This window comes from Chromobacterium sp. ATCC 53434 (assembly GCF_002848345.1).
GTDB lineage: Bacteria > Pseudomonadota > Gammaproteobacteria > Burkholderiales > Chromobacteriaceae > Chromobacterium.
Genome location: NZ_CP025429.1, coordinates 4,913,028 through 4,930,548, shown reverse-complemented (window position 1 = coordinate 4,930,548; position 17,521 = coordinate 4,913,028). Strand labels below are relative to the sequence as shown.

The 17,521-nt window shown below is 68.7% G+C and carries 15 protein-coding genes; 7 read left to right on the top strand and 8 right to left on the bottom strand.

Translation table 11 applies throughout. The annotated features are described in order from the left end of the window. Nucleotides 1–2 precede the first annotated feature (2 nt). Nucleotides 3–6,536 (bottom strand): Ig-like domain-containing protein, encoded by a 6,534-nt coding sequence (locus tag CXB49_RS24380; RefSeq protein WP_101710817.1) that lies wholly within the window; start codon nucleotides 6,534–6,536, stop codon nucleotides 3–5. 208 nt (nucleotides 6,537–6,744) lie between these two features. Between CXB49_RS24380 and CXB49_RS22085 the strand changes: the two genes are divergently transcribed. Continuing rightward, nucleotides 6,745–7,521, top strand: coding sequence for a class I SAM-dependent methyltransferase (locus tag CXB49_RS22085; protein WP_101710362.1), 777 nt, complete (start codon nucleotides 6,745–6,747; stop codon nucleotides 7,519–7,521). On the opposite strand, the gene CXB49_RS22080 is transcribed toward CXB49_RS22085, so the two are convergent. Genes CXB49_RS22080 through CXB49_RS22070 form a run of 3 tightly spaced genes read right to left on the bottom strand, consistent with a single transcriptional unit; the run spans nucleotide 7,513 to nucleotide 9,574 of the window. Further along, nucleotides 7,513–7,860 (bottom strand): antibiotic biosynthesis monooxygenase, encoded by a 348-nt coding sequence (locus tag CXB49_RS22080; protein ID WP_101710361.1) that lies wholly within the window; start codon nucleotides 7,858–7,860, stop codon nucleotides 7,513–7,515. The two genes, CXB49_RS22085 and CXB49_RS22080, sit on opposite strands and share 9 nt — an antisense overlap. Before the next feature lie 2 nt (nucleotides 7,861–7,862). After that, complete coding sequence (locus CXB49_RS22075) at nucleotides 7,863–8,951, bottom strand: cytochrome (protein WP_101710360.1); 1,089 nt, start codon at nucleotides 8,949–8,951, stop codon at nucleotides 7,863–7,865. Continuing rightward, complete coding sequence (locus CXB49_RS22070) at nucleotides 8,948–9,574, bottom strand: DUF6058 family natural product biosynthesis protein (RefSeq protein ID WP_101710359.1); 627 nt, start codon at nucleotides 9,572–9,574, stop codon at nucleotides 8,948–8,950. Before CXB49_RS22070 ends, CXB49_RS22075 begins: the two co-directional genes overlap by 4 nt. An 80-nt stretch (nucleotides 9,575–9,654) precedes the next feature. Here CXB49_RS22070 and CXB49_RS22065 point away from each other — a divergent pair, with 80 nt between their 5' ends. Continuing rightward, the gene (locus tag CXB49_RS22065; RefSeq protein WP_101710358.1) at nucleotides 9,655–10,365 is read left to right on the top strand and encodes a helix-turn-helix transcriptional regulator; all 711 of its coding nucleotides are present in this window, start codon (nucleotides 9,655–9,657) and stop codon (nucleotides 10,363–10,365) included. Nucleotides 10,366–10,379: 14 nt separating this feature from the next. Here CXB49_RS22065 and CXB49_RS22060 read toward each other — a convergent pair whose 3' ends face one another. Further along, on the bottom strand, nucleotides 10,380–10,769 hold the full coding sequence (locus CXB49_RS22060; RefSeq protein ID WP_101710357.1) for a thioesterase family protein: 390 nt from the start codon (nucleotides 10,767–10,769) through the stop codon (nucleotides 10,380–10,382). Between the two features lie 211 nt (nucleotides 10,770–10,980). After that, a complete protein-coding gene (locus tag CXB49_RS22055) occupies nucleotides 10,981–11,277 on the bottom strand; it encodes a DUF2325 domain-containing protein (protein ID WP_101710356.1) in 297 nt (98 codons plus the stop codon). Between the two features lie 207 nt (nucleotides 11,278–11,484). Here CXB49_RS22055 and CXB49_RS22050 point away from each other — a divergent pair, with 207 nt between their 5' ends. The 3 genes from CXB49_RS22050 (at nucleotide 11,485) to CXB49_RS22040 (ending at nucleotide 13,786) form a co-directional block, all read left to right on the top strand. Beyond that, nucleotides 11,485–12,798, top strand: coding sequence for a Na+/H+ antiporter family protein (locus tag CXB49_RS22050; protein ID WP_101710355.1), 1,314 nt, complete (start codon nucleotides 11,485–11,487; stop codon nucleotides 12,796–12,798). A gap of 10 nt (nucleotides 12,799–12,808) precedes the next feature. Then, complete coding sequence (locus CXB49_RS22045; RefSeq protein WP_369826514.1) at nucleotides 12,809–13,027, top strand: SlyX family protein; 219 nt, start codon at nucleotides 12,809–12,811, stop codon at nucleotides 13,025–13,027. Nucleotides 13,028–13,279: 252 nt separating this feature from the next. Next, the gene (locus CXB49_RS22040) at nucleotides 13,280–13,786 is read left to right on the top strand and encodes a hypothetical protein (protein WP_101710353.1); all 507 of its coding nucleotides are present in this window, start codon (nucleotides 13,280–13,282) and stop codon (nucleotides 13,784–13,786) included. Between the two features lie 43 nt (nucleotides 13,787–13,829). On the opposite strand, the gene CXB49_RS22035 is transcribed toward CXB49_RS22040, so the two are convergent. Then, a complete protein-coding gene (locus CXB49_RS22035) occupies nucleotides 13,830–14,405 on the bottom strand; it encodes a GNAT family N-acetyltransferase (RefSeq protein WP_233492890.1) in 576 nt (191 codons plus the stop codon). 16 nt (nucleotides 14,406–14,421) lie between these two features. Then, entirely contained in the window at nucleotides 14,422–15,330 is a 909-nt protein-coding gene (locus CXB49_RS22030) for a DMT family transporter (RefSeq protein WP_101710352.1), read from the bottom strand. A gap of 47 nt (nucleotides 15,331–15,377) precedes the next feature. Between CXB49_RS22030 and dapC the strand changes: the two genes are divergently transcribed. Continuing rightward, on the top strand, nucleotides 15,378–16,595 hold the full coding sequence (gene dapC / locus CXB49_RS22025; RefSeq protein ID WP_101710351.1) for a succinyldiaminopimelate transaminase: 1,218 nt from the start codon (nucleotides 15,378–15,380) through the stop codon (nucleotides 16,593–16,595). Between the two features lie 35 nt (nucleotides 16,596–16,630). Continuing rightward, nucleotides 16,631–17,452, top strand: coding sequence for a 2,3,4,5-tetrahydropyridine-2,6-dicarboxylate N-succinyltransferase (gene dapD / locus CXB49_RS22020; RefSeq protein ID WP_101710815.1), 822 nt, complete (start codon nucleotides 16,631–16,633; stop codon nucleotides 17,450–17,452). Nucleotides 17,453–17,521 lie beyond the last annotated feature (69 nt).

The following is a 17,521-nucleotide window of genomic DNA, read 5'->3' as shown; positions in this document are numbered from 1 at the left end:
GGCTACGCCGGCTTGTCGTCCCCCAAAAGCGCCGCCAGCCGCTGCAGAAAGCCGCCCTGGCCGTGATGTTCGAACTGCCGGCTCAGCGCCAGCTTGCCGACCGCCGGCGCCTTGCGGGCCGGCGTCGTCGCCTGCTTCTGGCCGAAATTGAGCTGGATGTGGCTGTTGCCATGGTGGCCGCTCTTGTCCTGCACCCGGATTTCGATGGAGATCGGCTTGTTCCAGCCGGCCGGCGCCTGCCCGGTGAAGCGGCCGGTCGCCGGATCGAACTTCAACCAGGGCGGCAACGGCTGGCCGTTGCTCTGGCGCACGGTGATGCTGAGATTGGCCGAGGCCTCGCGGGTGATGATGGTGGCCGGCGGCAGCGCGATGCTGAATGACTGGCCGGCCGCCAACGGACGCACGCCCAGGTCCGGATTCACCTGCAGCGTCACCGTCGGATTGACGCTGGTATTGCTGACATAGCCGGGCGCGCTGCCGCCGACATTGCCGAGCCGGCTGCCGAAGGTCGGCGTCCCCGCCGTATCGGCGTTGCCGAAGCGGCCCGTGACGGCCAGGGCGTCCTGCGCCGGATTGCCGGAGAGCGGATTGGCGCCGCCGCCGTTGCCGGTCAGGCTGACCGGATTGCCGCTGACCGCCGCCAGCACGATATTGGGCGCGATCGGCGGCAGCTGAGCGACGGCGGCGGCGGGCGACGGCGCCGCCGCAGGCGCCGGGGGCGGCACATTGTTGACCGGCGCCACGGTCGTCGTCGCCGACAGCGGGTAGGCCGGCGCGGCGACGTTGCCGCTCAGCGCATTGCCGGCGATGTCGCTGACGGCTCCGCTATTGATCGACAGCGTCAGGCTGCCGCCGCCGCCGACGCCGGCCAGCTGGATCGCATAGGTGGTGGCGCTCAGCCGGGTAACGCCGGCGATCGCGCCCTGGGCGCCGCCTGTGGCGGCCAGGCTCAGGTCGGCGGTGCTCAGCGAGGCCACCGGCTTGCTGAACACCAGCTGGTAGCTGAGGGTGCCGGCCGAGGTGTTCAACGGGCCGTTGGCGGCAAAGCTCTGCACCTGAGGCGCCGCGGTGTCGACGGTGATGTTGTAGCCGGCCGACTGGCCGCCGATATTGCCGGCCACGTCGGTCGCCGTCGCCCGTATGCTGTGGTTGCCGTCGGCCAGCGGGCTCGCCAGGCTGTAGCTCCACGCGCCGCTGCCGTCGGCTGTCGCCGTGCCGGCCGCCGCGCCGTCGACATAGACCGTCACCGTGCTGCCGGCCGCGGCGCTGCCGGTGACCGTCGGCTTGTTGTTGTCGGTGACGCCGTCGCTGTGGCTGGCGCCGGTGTCGGTCGCCGCGCTCAGCGCCAGCCCGGTCGGCGCCGCCGGCGCCGCGGTGGCGATGGTGATGTTGTAGCCGCCCGACTGGCCGCTGATATTGCCGGCGGCGTCGGTCGCCGTCGCCCGTATGCTGTGGTTGCCGTCGGCCAGCGGACTCGTCAGGTTGTAACTCCAGGCGCCGCTGCCGTTGGCGGTGGCGGTGCCGACCGCCGCGCCGTCGACGTAGACGGTCACCGTGCTGCCCGCCTCGGCCGAGCCCTGCACCGTCGGCTGGTTGTTGTCGGTGATGCCGTCGCTGTGGCTGGACCCGGTGTCGCTGGCCGCGCTCAGCGCCAGGCCGGTCGGCGCCGCCGGCGCCGTCGTGTCGATGACGATGCCGTACGCGGTCGACTGGCCGCTGGCGTTGCCGGCGGCGTCGGTCGCCGTCGCCCGTATGCTGTGGCTGCCGTCGGCCAGCGGGCTCGCCAGGTTGTAGCTCCAGGCGCCGCTGCCGTCGGCGGTGGCGGTGCCGACCGCCGCGCCGTCGATGTAGACCGTCACCGTGCTGTTCGCCTCGGCCGTGCCTTGCACCGTCGGCTGGTTGTTGTCGGTGACGCCGTCGCTGTGGCTGGTGCCGGTGTCGCTGGCCGCGCTCAGCGTCACGCCGGCCGGCGCCGACGGCGCCGCGGTGTCCACGGTGATGTTGTACACCGTCGACTGGCTGCCGACGTTGCCGGCGGCGTCGGTCGCCGTCGCCCGTATGCTGTGGCTGCCGTCGGCCAGGCTGCCGACGATGTTGTAGCTCCACGCGCCGCTGCCGTCGGCGGTGGTCGTGCCGACCGCCGTGCCGTCGATGTAGACCGTCACCGTGCTGTTCGCCTCGGCCGTGCCCTGCACCGTCGGCGTGTTGTCGCCGGTGACGCCGTCGCTGTGGCTGGAGCCGGTGTCGGTCGCCGAAGTCAGCGCGACGCCGGTCGGCGCCGCCGGCGCCGAGGTGTCGATGACGACGGTGTAGCCGGAGGACACGCCGCTGTTGACGCCGCCGCTGCTCGCCATCGCGGTGATCGCGTGGCTGCCGTCGACCAGGCTGGAGACGAAGTTGTAGCTCCACGCGCCGCTGCCGTCGGCGGTGGTGGTGCCGACGCTGACGCCGTCCACATAGACCGTGACGGTGCTGCTGGCGATGGCGGTGCCGGTCACCGTCGGCGTGTTGTCGCCGGTGATGCCGTCCGAGCTGCTGCTGCCGGTGTCGGTGCCCGCCGTCAGGCCGGCCACCGTCGGCGTCGGCAGCTGGATGGCGATGTTGCGGGTGACGGCGGAACTGTTCACCGTGCCGTCGTTGACGACGAAGCTGATGACGCGGGTGGCGGTATTCGGCGAACCGGCCGTGTCGTTATACGTCACCGCCTGCAAGGCGGCCTGCCATTGCGCGACGGTGGCCGTCGCGCCGCTGGACGTCAGCGTCAGCACCCCGGTGCCGCTGTTGTAGCTGGCGACGATGTTGCCGAAGCTGCTGGAACTGGTGTTGCTGAAGGCCAGCACGTCCTCGCCGCTATGGAAATTGCCGGTGATGGACACCGTCGCCGAGGCCAGCGTCGCGTTGTCGCGGTCGGACACGGTGATGCCGGAATCCACCGCCACCGGCGTCGGCGTGCCGCTCAAGACATAGCTGCCGTTGGCGCCGGACACGGTGGCGACGGGCGTCTGGTCGGTGTCGGTCACCGTCACCGTCCGCGTCGCCGCCGCGCTGTTCTTGGTGCCGTCGTTGACGACGAAGCTGATGGTGCGGGTCGCGTTATTCGGCGTGATCGCGCTGTCGGTGTAAGTCGTTGCGCGCAAGGCCGCCTGCCATTGCGCCAGCGTGGCCGTCGCGCCGCTGGACGTCAGCGTCAGCACCCCGGTGCCGCTGTTGTAGCTGGCGACGATATTGCCGTAGGTGGTGGCGTTGGTGTTGCTGAAGGCCAGCACGTCCTCGCCGCTTTGGAAGTTGCCGGTGATCGATACCGTCGCCGACGCCAGCGTCGCGTTGTCGAGGTCGGACACGGTGATGCCGCCGTCCACCGCCACCGGCGTCGACGTCGTGTTGTTGCCGGCGGTGAAGGCCGCGCTGCCGCCGCTGGCGGTGGCGACAGGCGTCTGATCGGTGGCGGCCACCGTCACCGTCCGCGTCGCCGCCGCGCTGTTCTTGGTGCCGTCGTTGACGACGAAGCTGATGGTGCGGGTGGCGCTGTTCGGCGTCACCGCGCTGTCGGTGTAAGTCACCGCCCGCATCGCCGCCTGCCATTGCGCGACAGTGGCGGTCCCGCCGCTGGACGTCAGCGTCAGCACGCCGGTGCCGCTGTTGTAGCTGGCGACGATATTGCCGTAGGTGGACACGCTGGTGTTGCTGAAGGCCAGCACGTCCTCGCCGCTGTGGAAATTGCCGGTGATGGATACCGTGCCGCTGGCCAGCGTGGTGTTGTCGAGGTCGGACACGGTGATGCCGCCGTCCACCGCCACCGGCGTCGACGTGGCGTTGTCGCCGGCGGTGAAGGCCGCGCTGCCGCTGCTGGCGGTGGCGATCGGCGTCTGATCGGTGTCGGCCACCGTCACCGTCCGCGTCGCCGCGCTGCTGGTGTTGCTGCTGCCGTCCGCCACCTGGAAGCTGACGGTGCGGGTGGAGCTGTTCGGCGTCACCGCGCTGTCGGTGTAGGTCACCGCCCGCAGCGCCGCCTGCCATTGCGCGATGGTGGCCGTCCCGCCGCTGGACGTCAGCGTCAGCACCCCGGTGCCGCTGTTGTAGCTGGCGACGATGTTGCCGTAGGTGGTGGCGTTGGTGTTGCTGAAGGCCAGCACGTCTTCGCCGCTGTGGAAGTTGCCGGTGATGGACACCGTGCCGCTGGCCAGCGTGCTGCTGGCGTTGTCGACGATGGCGATGCCGCCGTCCACCGCCACCGGCGTCGACGTGGCGTTGTCGCCGGCGGTGAAGGCCGCGCTGCCGCTGCTGGCGGTCAGCAGCGCCGCGTTGCTGATCGCCATCGTCACGCTGGCGGCGCTGCTGGTGCCGCCGCGGCCGTCGTTGACCGTCACCTGCACGGTGCGGGTGGCGGTGTTGGGCGTGCCGGCGGTGTCGTTGAAAGTCAGCGCGTTGACCAGCGTGCCCACCCTGGAGGCGGTGGCGTTGCTGTTGAAATCGACGATCAGGTCCTGGCCGCCGCTGCCCACCCCGCTGCTGTCTATGGTGCCGACCGCCACGCCGCCCACCGACACCGTGCTGCCGGAATTGGTGCCGTTGCTGAGCGTGACGGTGCCGGCGGTGCTGATGCCGAGCACGTCCTCGCCGCTATGGCCGTTGGCGGAGATGTGCACCGTCAGGTTGCCGCCGTTGAAATTCGAAGTATCGCTGTCGCTGACGGTGGCGGCGGTGCCGGTGTCCAGGCTCACCGCGCCGCTGCCGGCGTAATAGGTGTTGCTGTCGCCGTTGAGGTTGCCGATCACCGGCGCCGCGTCGGCGGCCACGGTGACGGTCTTGGTGACCGTCGAGCTGGTGTTGCTGCTGGCGTCGGTGATGGCGAAGCTGAGGGTGCGGGTACTGGTGTTGGGCGACAGCGAAGTGTCCCGATAGGTCACCGCCTCCAGCGCCGACTGCCACTGGGCGTTGGTGGCGGTGGAGCCGCTGGAGCTCAGCGTCAGCACCCCGGTGCCGCTGTTGTAGCTGGCGACGATGTTGCCGTAGGTGGTGGAGTTGGTGTTGCTGAACGCCAGCGCGTCCTCGCTGCTGTGGAAGTTGCCGGTGATGGACACCGTCGCGCTGGTCTGCGTCGAGGCCGCGGTGTCGCTGAGCGTGATGCCGCTGTCCACCGCCACCGCGTTGCCGTTGCCGGAGCTGTAGGCGCTGCTGCCGCCGCTGGCGGTCAGCGTCGGTCCCGGGAAATGGAAGTTGGTGGCATTGATGCTGCCCGCCCCTATCATGCCGGTGATGTTGTGGCCGGAGGCCGCCAACAGCCGGAACGAGTCTATGCCCTGGAAGGCGCTGTTGCCGGAGACATTGAAGGTCACCAGCGTGCCGCCGCCCTGCAACACATCGCCGACGCTCTGGCTCAATACCGCGCCGGACACCGCCGAACCGTTCAGATAGCCGACCAGCTGGACGCTGCCGCCGGTGGTGCCGGAGTCGTAGCCGTTGAGCACCACGCCGATGGAATTGAGCGTGAACAGGCTGCCGTCGTTCGGCTTGACGCTCAGATAGGTGATGGGGATGGTGCCGTCGGAATAGCCGTCGACGGTTTCCGCGGTGCTGGGCTTCTCGACGATGATGGACTGGTTGCCGTTATTGGTCTGGCCCAGCTGCATGACGAAATTCCAACCGTTCAGGTTGGTTGCCGTGTCCGTGCTGCCAGACGGGTTGTAGACCGCGCCGTCCAGGTTGTCGAAGGTGGTGGTGCCGCTGGTCGGCTGCGTCAGCAGGCCGACATAGCCCGGCAGATCCAGCGTCGCCGCGTGCAGCTTGCCGGTGGCGTACTCCAGCGTCCAGTCGCCACCCAGGCTGGCGGCGCCGGTGGCGTCGGTGGAGCCGGCGGTCACCCGGCCGCTTTCCCGCGCGATGGCGTTGACCAGCGCGGCGCCGTCGCTGCCCTCGGCCACGTCGCAGCCATACAGCAGGATGTCTCCGCCGGGACGCAGCGCCTGGCCTATCGTCGCCAGTTCGGCCTGATAGCTGGCGACGTTCGCGGTGGTCAGCTGGGTGGTGCCCAGCTGCAGATCGTTTTCCTGGCCGTGCGAGATGATGTGGATGGCGTCGTAGCCGCTATGGGTTTGCGCCCACTGCGCGATCTGCGCCAGGCCATCCTTGCTGCTGTCCAGAATCACCACCTGGTAGTTGGCCGGTAGCTGGGAGATCAGGCTCTGGTAATTGACGACGTTGGATTCGACGAAGACCACCTGCGGCGCGGCGGTCGCGCCGATGCGCGGCGCGATCGCCCGCAGCGCGTCGCTGACCATGGCCGGCGGAAGGTGGGCGGCGGCGTTGGCCGCATTGCCCGCGTTGGCGGCGGCGGGACTGGCCTCGCCATGCCGCTGCTGCGCGACGGCGTCCGCGACGTGATGCATCACGCCGACATGCTGTTCCGCATGAACGGCGGAGGCGGCCACCGCGCCGTCGAACATCATCCGCGGTTCCAGCGCCTGCAACAACAAACGTCCGGCCGGACGCGCGGCCTGCCCGGCCGTTTTCCGGCCCGTCGATTTCCACCACTTCATGCTGCTCTCCCGCCAGCCTCCGGCCGCTGCCGACAGCGACATCACGAAGACGATCCAATTAAATGGATAGACTAATCAGCGGCATAAGAACATGTCACATAGGTAAATGGTTTTTAGATAAAACTACGTAATCGCTGCCGAAGACGGCGCCGGCTTGCGGCGCGGCGGCGCATCCCGTATCGTGCGCAACAGCTTGCAAGGACCGCCCATGACCGCCACTCCGCTTTACTGCGCCGAACCCGCCCGCCTCGATACCGCCCGCCGCCTGAGCGAACGCTTCGCCCTGCCGCTGATCCGGCAGCAGCCGACGAACGGCTACTGGCTGGAGCTGAACGGCGAGCGGCTGGCGCTGCTGACCACCGGCAAACACGGCGCGGTCTACGCCGAATTCGTCGAGGGCGCCGCGCGCCACCGTCGCGAACAGGGCGGCGGCCGAGGCCAGCCGGTGGCCAAGGCGGTGGGATTGAAGGGCGCGAAGGATCTGCCGCACGTGGTCGACGCCACCGCCGGCCTGGGCCGCGACAGTTTCGTGCTGGCCACACTGGGCTGCCGGGTAACGATGGTGGAACGCTCGCCGGTGGCGGCGGCGCTGCTGGCCGACGCGCTGGAGCGGGCGGAGCGCGACGAAGCCACCCGCGACATCGCCGCGCGGATGACGCTGGTGCACGCCAACTCGCGCGAGTGGCTGGCCGGCCTCGCCGACGAGCAGCGCCCCGACGTGGTCTTCGTCGACCCGATGTTCCCCGACACCGACAAGAAATCCGCCGCCGCCAAGAAAGACATGCAGGCCTTCCAGCATGTGATAGGCGACGATATGGACAGCGCCGAGCTGCTGGCCGCCGCGATCGCCGCCGCCAGGGTGCGGGTGGTGGTGAAACGGCCGCGCCTGGGCGCGGCCATCGCCGGCGTGAAGCCTTCGGCGGTGCTGGACGGCAAGTCCACCCGCTTCGACCTCTATGTGATCAAGGCCCTGCTCTCAGGCTGAGTGCGCCTCGCGGCTGTCGTCCGGCGCCTGTTCCCGCTCGCCCATGCCGTAGTCGCGCAAGACCTCCGCCACCCGCAGCCGATAGTCGGCGAACAGCCCTCCCCTCCCGGCCTGCTGCGCCATCCGGTGCGACTCCAGATTGCGCCAGGCCGCCACCGCCGCCTCGTCGCGCCAGAACGACAGCGACAGCAAGGCGTCCGGCCGCGCCAGGCTCTGGAAACGCGCTATCGACACGAAGCCGTCGATCTTCGGCAACTCGTCCGCCAGCCTGGCCGCCCATTGCAGATAAGCCTCGCGACCGCCATCGGCCAGCGTCACCTCGAAAATCACCGCGATCATATTCATTCTCCGGCGCCGAAGCGGCGCATTCTGACATTGGGCGGGCCGCGGAAGGCGATGCCGCCGCCCAGCGCCCGCCAATCCGGACGGCACTCCTCCAATACGCTCAAGGCGCCGCCGGCGATGGCCAGGGCCAGCGCCTCGCCCGGGCAGGCATGCCGGCCGCGGCCGAAGTCCATCGCCTCGTCCGGCCCAGCCGGGTCGTGCGAGGCGGCGGCCAGCAGGACCAGCACTTGATCGCCGGCCCGCAAAACCTGGCCGGCCAGCACCGTGTCCTCTTCGACAAAGCGCCGGGTGTGGTGCAGCACCGGGTCTTGCCGCAGCCGCGCGCGCCACTCGGCGGGATAGCCATGGTTCCACTCGCCCCGGCAACGCCAGGCGATGCCGGCCGACAGCAGCCCGGCGCCGGCGTCTCGGCCCTGAAACAGGATGCCGAGCAGATTGGCGTGCAGGCTGGCGTCGTCCAGACCGGCGAACTCGGCGCGCCAGCGCCCGAGCCAGCCGGTCGCCGGCAAGCCGGTCAGCGCCGCCATCAATGCCTGGCAGGCGTCCACGCCTCGCTCCCGCGCCGCATCGTCGGCGTCGGCCGCCAGGGCCCGGCACACCCGCGCGATCCCTTCGGCCGCGTCCGCCAGCGCCGCTTCCGGCCAGCTCAGCAACGAAGCCAGCGCGGCGACCGGCAGAAAATCGACCAGGCCGTCCAGCCGGTGGCCGTCTACCGGGCCGGCCGCCAGGAAAGTCCGCGCCAGCCGCCGCGCCGTCTCCCCCGCCTCGTCCAAAGACAAGGCCGCCAGACTCGCCGCCACCGCCGCCCGCAGGCGGGCGTGCGCCTCGCCGTCGCTCATCCGCGGCCAGCGGCCGAAAACCTCGCCCAACGGCGATGCGGCGATGGCCGCCGGCGCCGGCTCCCGCGCCGGCCGCACCCGGCAGACGGGGCTGCCCAGCACCGCGCTCACCGCCTGGCGCGAAGCGGCCAGCCACAGCCCCAGCTTCTCGTCGCGACGCCAGCCGTCCCGCGCCAACGCCCGGTAATAAGGATAGGGATCGCGATGGCCGGCGGCGGCCAGCGCGTGCTCCGGCCAGGCGCTCACGCCCCGCCTCCCAGATATCGCCGCCGCACGCCGTCGACGCAGCGCGCGCGGGAACTGGCCGCGCGCTCGTGCGGCGCGAACCATGCCTCCACCTCGTCCAGCAGATCGACCGCCCGGCGCAGCAGGGCCAACTCCGGCGCCGGCAGCGAAACGCGGGCCTGGCGTTCCGTCAGCCGGTCTATCAGGGCCACCATCGCGCCCTTGGCTGCGATCTGCTCGACCCGGCCGTGACGGGTGCAGACGCCGTAAGTGCCGGCCAGGAAATGCGCCCATTCCTCGTCCAGACCGCCTGCCGGCTCCACGGCCAGCCCCTGTTCCGTCAGACGCGCCAGCTCCGCCCGGTAGCGCCGCTCGAAATGCGCGCGCAGCGCCGCCGCGTCGGCATGTTCGGCCGCGATCAGCCACTCGGCCATCGCCTGCGGATACCAGGCGAGCTCGCCTTCCAGCGCGTGCTCACCGAAAAAGGACGTGACGGCGCCGGCGCAGCGCAATCGATAGGAAGGCAGCGGCGCGCGCCCCTCCCGCTGCAGCGCCTCCAGCCGCTCGGGCGTCAGGCCGCAGCGGAACAGCAGCTGCGACTCGCTCAGGCAGCAAGTGTTCAGATAATCCAGCAAGGCCCTCATGGCGAAACTCCTTGGCATGTCGTTCGGATAACCGTATCGTAGCCAGGCATCCGCCACTATGTTTCACGCTGGAGTGAACCATGACCGCCGCCCATCTTCCCGACATCAGCCGCCTGGCCAGCCTGCTGGCCGACCCCGGCCGCGCCCTGATGCTGCTGTTGATGCTGGACGGCCGCAGCTATCCGGCCAGCGAGCTGGCTCAGCACGCCGGCCTCAGCGCGCAGGCCGCCAGCAACCATCTGGCCAAGCTGCTGCAAGGCGGCGCGGTCAAGGTGGAGCGGCATGGCCGCCACCGCTACTACCTGCTGGCCAACGCCGCGATCGCCCAGGCGCTGGAAGCGCTGAGCGCGGCGGCCCACGGCCACGATCTGGCCCGGCCGCGCGCGGCCAGCCGGGTGGCGCCGGAATTGCGGCTGGCGCGCACCTGCTACGACCATCTGGCGGGCAGGCTGGGCATCGCCATCGCCGACGCGATGCTGGCGGACGGTCTGCTATTGCTGGACGAGGAAAGACAATTCGCGGTGACGGAAGCGGGCCGCGACTGGTTCGCCGCGACGCTGGCGGTTGAGGCGCCGACCGGCGGCAAGCGGCCGCTGGCGCGGGCTTGTCTAGACTGGAGCGAACGGCGGCCGCACCTGGCCGGCGCGCTCGGCGCGGCGCTGTGCCGGGAATTCCTGCAACGGAACTGGGTGGAGCGGCGGCGGGATGGCCGCGCGCTGCGCCTCACGCCGGCCGGGCAAACCTTCCTGCGCGAGCAGTGGGGCATCCGGCCGGAAACGCTGACGGAATAGACGCGACGGCAGACTCAGGCGGTCAGCCTGTCCACGAAACCTTCCGGTATCGACGGGCGGCCGCGCTCGTTCAGGGCGGTGCCTATCACCAGCCCCTCCAGCGCCACCTTGCCGTCGGACTGGCGTATCACCATCTGGCGGAAACCGAAGCGCGCGCGCGACACCGGCTCGAAGGCGACGGTGACGACGAACTGGTCGCCGCTGGTCAGCGAGGCCTTGTAGTCCATCTCGGAGCGCACCACCACCAGGTGGATCTTGTCGCGCGCCAGCTCGGCGAAATCTATGCCTTTCGCCAGCAGGAACTCGTGCCGGGCATGTTCCAGATAATTGAAATACACGCCGTTGTTGACGATGCCCTGCATGTCGCACTCGTAGTCGCGCACCTTGAATTCAACGGAAAACATCAAGACTCCCCCTGTCGGATCACCAAACGCCGGCGCAAGCCGGACAGACCGCTTGGACGCGGTCGACGAGGCGGAGTTTCGCAGAAGCGCGGGACTCAGGCCACCGGCGGCTTCGCGGCGCGGCGGACGCGCAGCCAGTCGATCCGCGGCGGCGCCTGCAGCGCGGTGCGGCCCAACAGCCAGGCCAGCCAGTTTTCATTGCCGGAAAAGATCATGACAGCGGCCTCCAGCCGTGGTGAAGCAGGCGTTGCTCGACGGCGGTGGCGGAACGGCGGCAGGCCAGCACCGGGATGCCCAGCGCGGCGGCGCGGTCGCGGTAATGCCGCATCACGTTGTGGCCGAGGAAATCGGTCAGCAGGATCAACAGGTCCGGCCGGCCGGGCAGCGGCACCCGGCGCTGATGCGCGACATTGCGGCCGCAGATGTGGCGGGCGATGCGGATGTCGTACTGTCGCAGGACTTCCGGGATATTGCCCAGGCTGTCGGCCCCTACCAGCAGCGCTTCCATCTTGCCTCCTTGCGTGTCGCGCGGATTCAGCTGATGACTTGACTGTAAAGGCTGCTCTTAATTTCCCATAGGAATATGAAATTTTATTGCTATTTCTTTTTGATATAAAAACGGCGGTATTGTCGCCCATCCTCGACAGCGACGGCAAAAACGGCTACCCTGCCCGGCCCGCGCTAGCGCGCATAAGTAACTGATTTGTCTATACAAATGAATGCCGTTGTACTAGCCGTGGGCGCCATGCTCACCCTGACCCTGCTGCGCACCCATGTCGTCATCAGCCTGCTGATCGGCGCCCTGGTTGGCGGCCTCGCCGGCGGCCTGTCGCTGCCCGCCACCCTCGCCGCCTTCAATCAGGGCATCACCGGCGGCGCCTCGGTCGCGCTGTCCTACGCCCTGTTGGGCGCCTTCGCCGTCGCCATCGCCAAATCCGGCCTGCCGCACGCGATGGCCGATCTGGCGGTGCAGAAGCTGGAACACGCCAGCGCCCACCGCAAGCTGAAATGGACGCTGATCGTGCTGCTGGGCTGCGTCAGCGTCGCCAGCCAGAACCTGGTGCCGATACACATCGCCTTCATCCCGATGCTGATCCCGCCGCTGCTCTACGTGATGGCGCGGCTGCAGCTGGACCGCCGGCTGGTGGCCTGCGTGATCACCTTCGGCCTGGTGACGCCGTATATGGTGTTCCCGGTCGGTTTCGGCGACATCTATCTGAAGCAGATCCTGCTCGGCAACGCCGCCAAGGCCGGCATGGACATCTCGGGCATCAATGTGATGCGCGCGATGGCGATCCCGGCGCTGGGCATGGTGGTCGGCCTGCTGTCGGCGGTGTTCGTCAGTTATCGCAAGCCGCGCCGCTATTCGCTGGGCAAGATCGAAAACGCCGAGCGCACCCGCGCCCGCGTCAGCCGCAAATCGCTGGCCACCGCCTTCGCCGCCATCGTCGCCGCGTTTTCGGTGCAGCTGTACACCGACTCGATGATCATGGGCGCGCTGTCCGGCTTCCTGCTCTTCCTCGCCGCCGGCGTGGTGAAGTGGAAGGACGCAGACGGCGTGTTCAACGAGGGCATGAAGATGATGGCGATGGTGGGCTTCACGATGATCACCGCCCAGGGCTTCGCCGAGGTGCTGCGCGCCACCGGCGAGATCGCGCCGCTGGTCAAGGCCGGCGCGGCGATGTTCGACGGCCAGAAACCGCTGGCGGCGCTGGCGATGCTGGCCATAGGCATGACGGTGACGCTGGGCATAGGCTCGTCGTTCTCCACCGTGCCCATCCTCACCGCCATCTACGTGCCGCTGTGCGCGCACCTGGGCTTCTCGCCGCTGGCCACCGTCTCCATCATCGGCACCGCGGGCGCCCTGGGCGACGCCGGCTCGCCGGCGTCGGACTCGACGATGGGCCCGACCTCAGGCCTGAACCTGGACGGCCAGCACGACCACCTGCGCGACACGGTGATCCCGACCTTCCTGCATTTCAATCTGCCGCTGATGACGGCCGGCTGGATCGCGGCGATGGTGTTGTAGAATGGCCGGCATGAATACCGATACCGAAAACCGCGTCGAGGCGCTGGAAGTGCGCCTCGCCTTCCAGGACGAACTGCTGGACGCGCTGAACGACACCGTCGCGCGCCAGCAAAGGGAGATCGACCTGCTGCAACAGCAGATCCGCCTGCTGTACCAGCAGTTCAGAAGCGCGCAACCGGACGACGGCCCCGGCGGCTCGCCGCGCGACGACATCCCGCCGCATTATTGAGCGGCGGCCGGGCCTTATCGCGGAATCGGATTTATAAATTCGAAATCTTGCAGAGAAACGTCGCGATATACCTGCATTTATAGGCCATTTCCAGCCAATCGGCCGCCGTACCATCGCCCAGTACCGGTCTTCGGCGGCCAGCGATAGGCTAGTCTCATTCCCGCCTCCCGGCGGCAACGGAGACCCGCGATGGACACGCCGCTCCCCCCTCTCGCCTTCTGCTGTTGACCAACCCACAGCAGGAGTCCCGACATGGCACACAGCACCGCAGTGAATGTTCCGGCCAAGCAAGAGATCGAGGCCGTCAACGGCACCATCAAGCAGCTGAAGGACTACCAGTCGAAAAACTGGGCGATAGGCCTGAACGGCGACGATCTGGCGCCCGACGGCTTCCTGGCCTTCTTCAACGAGCGCCAGCTGCCGTTCTCCTACTACGTCCGCGCCCAGGGCGTCAGCGTCGGCGAGCCGTCGGCCTACCAAGCCGACATCGACACGCTGAACCACTACATCGCGCTGATCCGCAGCTCGGAGGGCATCGCCGTCCACGGCGCGATCGAGCAGCTGAACCGCTACAAGGCCAATAACTGGGCGATAGGGCTGAACGGCAGCACCTTGCAGCCGGACGATTTCCTGCCCTTCTTCGCCACCCGCGGCGTGCCGTTCGCCTACTATGTGCGCAGCGGCGGCGTGGAGCTCGGCACCCCGTCCGCCTACGACAGCAATATCAAGGCGCTGCAACAGTATCTGAACAGCCTGTAAGCCGTCCTCTCCCGCCCCGCCGCCGCGGGGCGGGCCTTGCCCTTCAGTCCCGCCTGCGCCGCCGCGACACCGTCGCCTCGATATTCTTGCGGCCTATCAGCTTGACCGGCTCCGGCATCGCCGGCGTGTCCGCCTCGCCCAGCCATTTGTACATCACCAGGCAGTCCACCAGTCCGTGGACCGCGTGGCTGTAGGCGCGCGGCAGCCGGCCGACGACGTCGAAGCCCAGTTTCCGCCACAGCGCCACCGCCGCCTCGTTGGTGGCCACCACGCTGTTGAACTGCAAGGCCAGGAAGCCGCGCTCTCGCGCCCGAAGCTGCGAGTGCTCGCACAACGCGCGGGCCACGCCGCGGCCGCGCGCCGCCTCGGCCACCATATAGCCGCAATTGCCGACGTGGCCGCCGGGTCCGGCGGCGTTGGCCTTGAGGAAATAACTGCCCAGCAGCTCGCCGCCGTCCTCGGCCAGCCAGGTTTCCAATGGCGCCTCGCACCACAGCCTGTACGCCGCCTGCTCGTCCATGTCCGGGTCGAAGGCATAGGTCTCGCGGGCGGACACCACCGCGCGGAACACCGGCCAGAATGCCGCGAAATCCTGCGGCTGCATCGGTCTGATCTGCATCTTGCTTCCTGAATCTTTACGGTATCGGTTGCGGCTTCGGCTGCGCCGGCTGCGTCATCTGGCCGGACAGCAGGCTGGCGCCGGCGATCAAGGCACCGCCCAGGCATTCCTGCGCCGTCATCGCCTCGCCGGCCAGCAGATAGGCGGAAATCGCGGCGAACACCAGCTCCATCAGCATCAGCGTCATCGCCTGCGTCGCCGGCAGGATGGACAAGCCGTGCTGCGACACCACGCTGGTGCACAACAGCACCACGCCGAGGATGGCCAGCACCAGCCAGCTGTCGGCCGGGATGGTCAGCATCTTGTGCAATTCGCCGCTCTGGAACAGGCTGAACGCGCCGATCAAGGCGACGCCGAACCAGATCGACGCCGACTTCACCGGCACCGGAATCGCGTGCGCCCGGCGGCTGATCACATTGCCGAAGGCGAAGGCCATGCCGCCGGACAGCGCCAGCCATTCGTAGCGGTGCGTCAGCGGCAGGCCGCCGCTGAACAGTCCCGGCCGGTAGATGAAGACGAAGCAGCCCAGCAGCGACAGCCCCACCACCAGCCAGCCGCTGCGGGTCAGCCGCTCGTGCAACAGCAGCCGCGACAGCAGCACCGTCCACAGCGGCGACAGATAGAACAGCAGCAGCACCCGCATCACCTGCCCTTCGGCCACCGCCAGCGTGTAACTGAAATTGCACCAGCCGAACACCAGCGTCAGCAGCAACAGCACCGGCTCGAAACGGAACTGGCGGCGATACAGATTGAAGAACACCGCCAGCCCCACCGCGATGGTGACCAGATAGGTGGCCAGCGAGGCCATCGCCACGCTGACGCCCTGGCTGTTGAGGCTGCGGAACGGGTACCACATCAGCCCCCACACCAGCGCGGTGGTCAGGATGCCGGAGGTGGCGACGATTTTTTGTTTTACAGGTGCCATGGCTGTTTTAAGATGGTCGATTGTGATTGATCAATGGAGACGCCGCGTTGAATCCGCGCCTGACCCAGTTGCACCCGTATCCGTTCCAGCGCCTGGCCGCCCTGCTGGCCGACGCCGCGCCGCCGGCCGCGCTGCCCCACATCAGCCTGGCGATGGGCGAACCCAAGCATCCGGCGCCGGAGCGGGTGAAGCAGGCGCTGTGCGACAATCTCGCCGGCCTGTCCGGCTATCCGGCGACGCAGGGCACGCTGGCATTGCGCCGCGCCTGCGCCGACTGGGCCGAGCGCCGCTACGGCGTGCCGCTGGATCCGGAACGCGAGGTGCTGCCGGTCAACGGCAGCCGCGAGGCGCTGTTCTCGCTGACGCAGTGCCTGATCGACCCCGACGCCGCCGAGCGCCCGGTGGTGGTGTCCCCGAATCCCTTTTACCAGATTTACGAGGGCGCGGCACTGCTGGCCGGCGCCGAGCCCCACTACGTCAACTGCGAAGCCGGCCGCGGCTTCCAGCCGGACTGGGACGCGGTGCCCGATGAAGTCTGGCGCCGCGCGCAACTGGTCATCGTCTGCAGCCCGGGCAACCCGACCGGCTCGGTGATGGGTCTGGCGGACTGGGAGAAACTGTTCGCGCTGTCGGACCGCCACGGCTTCGTCATCGCCAGCGACGAATGCTATTCCGAAATCTATTTCGACGCGCCGCCGCTGGGCGGCCTGTCCGCCGCCCGCGCGCTCGGCCGGGGCCTCGACCGGCTAGTGATGCTGACCAGCCTGTCCAAGCGCTCCAATGTGCCCGGCATGCGCTCCGGCTTCGTCGCCGGCGACGCCGCGGTGCTGAAGGACTTCCTGCTGTACCGCACCTACCACGGCAGCGCGATGAGCCTGACGGTGCAGGCGGCGAGCCAGGCCGCCTGGGCCGACGAGGCCCATGTCGAGGCCAACCGGGCCGCCTACGCCGCCAAATTCGCCGCAGTGCTGCCGCTGCTGTCGCCGGTGCTGGACGTCGCGATGCCGGACGCCGGCTTCTACTTGTGGGCCAAGGTGCCGGACGGCGACGACGTGGCCTTCGCCCGCGAGTTGTTCGCCGCGCGGCACGTGACGGTGCTGCCGGGCAGCTTCCTCGCCCGCGACGCCGGCGGCGCCAATCCCGGCCGCGGCTACATCCGCATCGCGCTGGTGGCGGAGGCGGCCGAATGCGTGGCCGCCGCCGAAAGAATTGTAGAATTCTGCCGCCAACGCCAAACCGCCCTGACCGAACTGAATATTAGATGACGACTTCGATTCACATTGCCAAAGGACTGAACCAAATGCATCCGATCCAAAGCCTGATCGAACAGGCGTTCGAGAACCGCGCCGAAATCACCCCCGCCACCGTGTCGCCGGAACTGAAGGCCGCGATCGAGCAGGTCATCGCCGAGCTGGACGCCGGCCGCCTGCGCGTCGCCGAGAAACAGGACGGCGACTGGGTGGTCAACCAGTGGGTGAAGAAGGCCGTGCTGCTGTCGTTCCGCATCCGCGACAACGCGGTGCAGGACGACGGCGTCAACCGCTACTTCGACAAGGTGGACACCAAGTTCGCCGACTGGTCGCCGGCCCGCTTCCAGGAAGCCGGCTTCCGCGTGGTGCCGGGCGCGGTCGCGCGCAAGGGCAGCTTCATCGCCAAGAACACCGTGCTGATGCCGTCCTATGTCAATATCGGCGCCTACGTCGACGAAGGCGCGATGGTGGACACCTGGGCCACCGTCGGCTCCTGCGCCCAGATCGGCAAGAACGTGCACCTGTCCGGCGGCGTCGGCATCGGCGGCGTGCTGGAGCCGCTGCAGGCCAACCCGACCATCATCGAGGACAATTGCTTCATCGGCGCGCGCTCGGAAATCGTCGAGGGCGTGATCGTCGGCGAGGGCTCGGTGATCTCGATGGGCGTCTACATCGGCCAGTCGACCAAGATCTACGACCGCGAAACCGGCGACGTGATGTACGGCCGCGTGCCGCCGGGCTCGGTGGTGGTATCCGGCAACCTGCCGTCCAAGGACGGCAGCCACAGCCTGTACTGCGCCGTCATCGTCAAGAAGGTGGACGCGCAGACCCGCAGCAAGACCAGCATCAACGAACTGCTGCGCGGCGTGTAAGCGCCGCGCCGGCCGCGACGACGGGCTTCGTCGCGGCCGGTGTGCCATTATGGCAACACTCCTACCGTT

Excerpts from the sequence above, each read along its gene's own strand:
- CXB49_RS24380 (WP_101710817.1), bottom strand. The coding sequence starts at position 6,536 with ATGAAGTGGTGGAAATCGACGGGCCGGAAAACGGCCGGGCAGGCCGCG.
- CXB49_RS22085 (WP_101710362.1), top strand. The coding sequence starts at position 6,745 with ATGACCGCCACTCCGCTTTACTGCGCCGAACCCGCCCGCCTCGATACC.
- CXB49_RS22080 (WP_101710361.1), bottom strand. The coding sequence starts at position 7,860 with ATGATCGCGGTGATTTTCGAGGTGACGCTGGCCGATGGCGGTCGCGAG.
- CXB49_RS22070 (WP_101710359.1), bottom strand. The coding sequence starts at position 9,574 with ATGAGGGCCTTGCTGGATTATCTGAACACTTGCTGCCTGAGCGAGTCG.
- CXB49_RS22065 (WP_101710358.1), top strand. The coding sequence starts at position 9,655 with ATGACCGCCGCCCATCTTCCCGACATCAGCCGCCTGGCCAGCCTGCTG.
- CXB49_RS22060 (WP_101710357.1), bottom strand. The coding sequence starts at position 10,769 with ATGTTTTCCGTTGAATTCAAGGTGCGCGACTACGAGTGCGACATGCAG.
- CXB49_RS22055 (WP_101710356.1), bottom strand. The coding sequence starts at position 11,277 with ATGGAAGCGCTGCTGGTAGGGGCCGACAGCCTGGGCAATATCCCGGAA.
- CXB49_RS22050 (WP_101710355.1), top strand. The coding sequence starts at position 11,485 with ATGAATGCCGTTGTACTAGCCGTGGGCGCCATGCTCACCCTGACCCTG.
- CXB49_RS22045 (WP_369826514.1), top strand. The coding sequence starts at position 12,809 with ATGAATACCGATACCGAAAACCGCGTCGAGGCGCTGGAAGTGCGCCTC.
- CXB49_RS22040 (WP_101710353.1), top strand. The coding sequence starts at position 13,280 with ATGGCACACAGCACCGCAGTGAATGTTCCGGCCAAGCAAGAGATCGAG.
- CXB49_RS22035 (WP_233492890.1), bottom strand. The coding sequence starts at position 14,405 with ATGCAGATCAGACCGATGCAGCCGCAGGATTTCGCGGCATTCTGGCCG.
- CXB49_RS22030 (WP_101710352.1), bottom strand. The coding sequence starts at position 15,330 with ATGGCACCTGTAAAACAAAAAATCGTCGCCACCTCCGGCATCCTGACC.
- dapD (WP_101710815.1), top strand. The coding sequence starts at position 16,631 with ATGCATCCGATCCAAAGCCTGATCGAACAGGCGTTCGAGAACCGCGCC.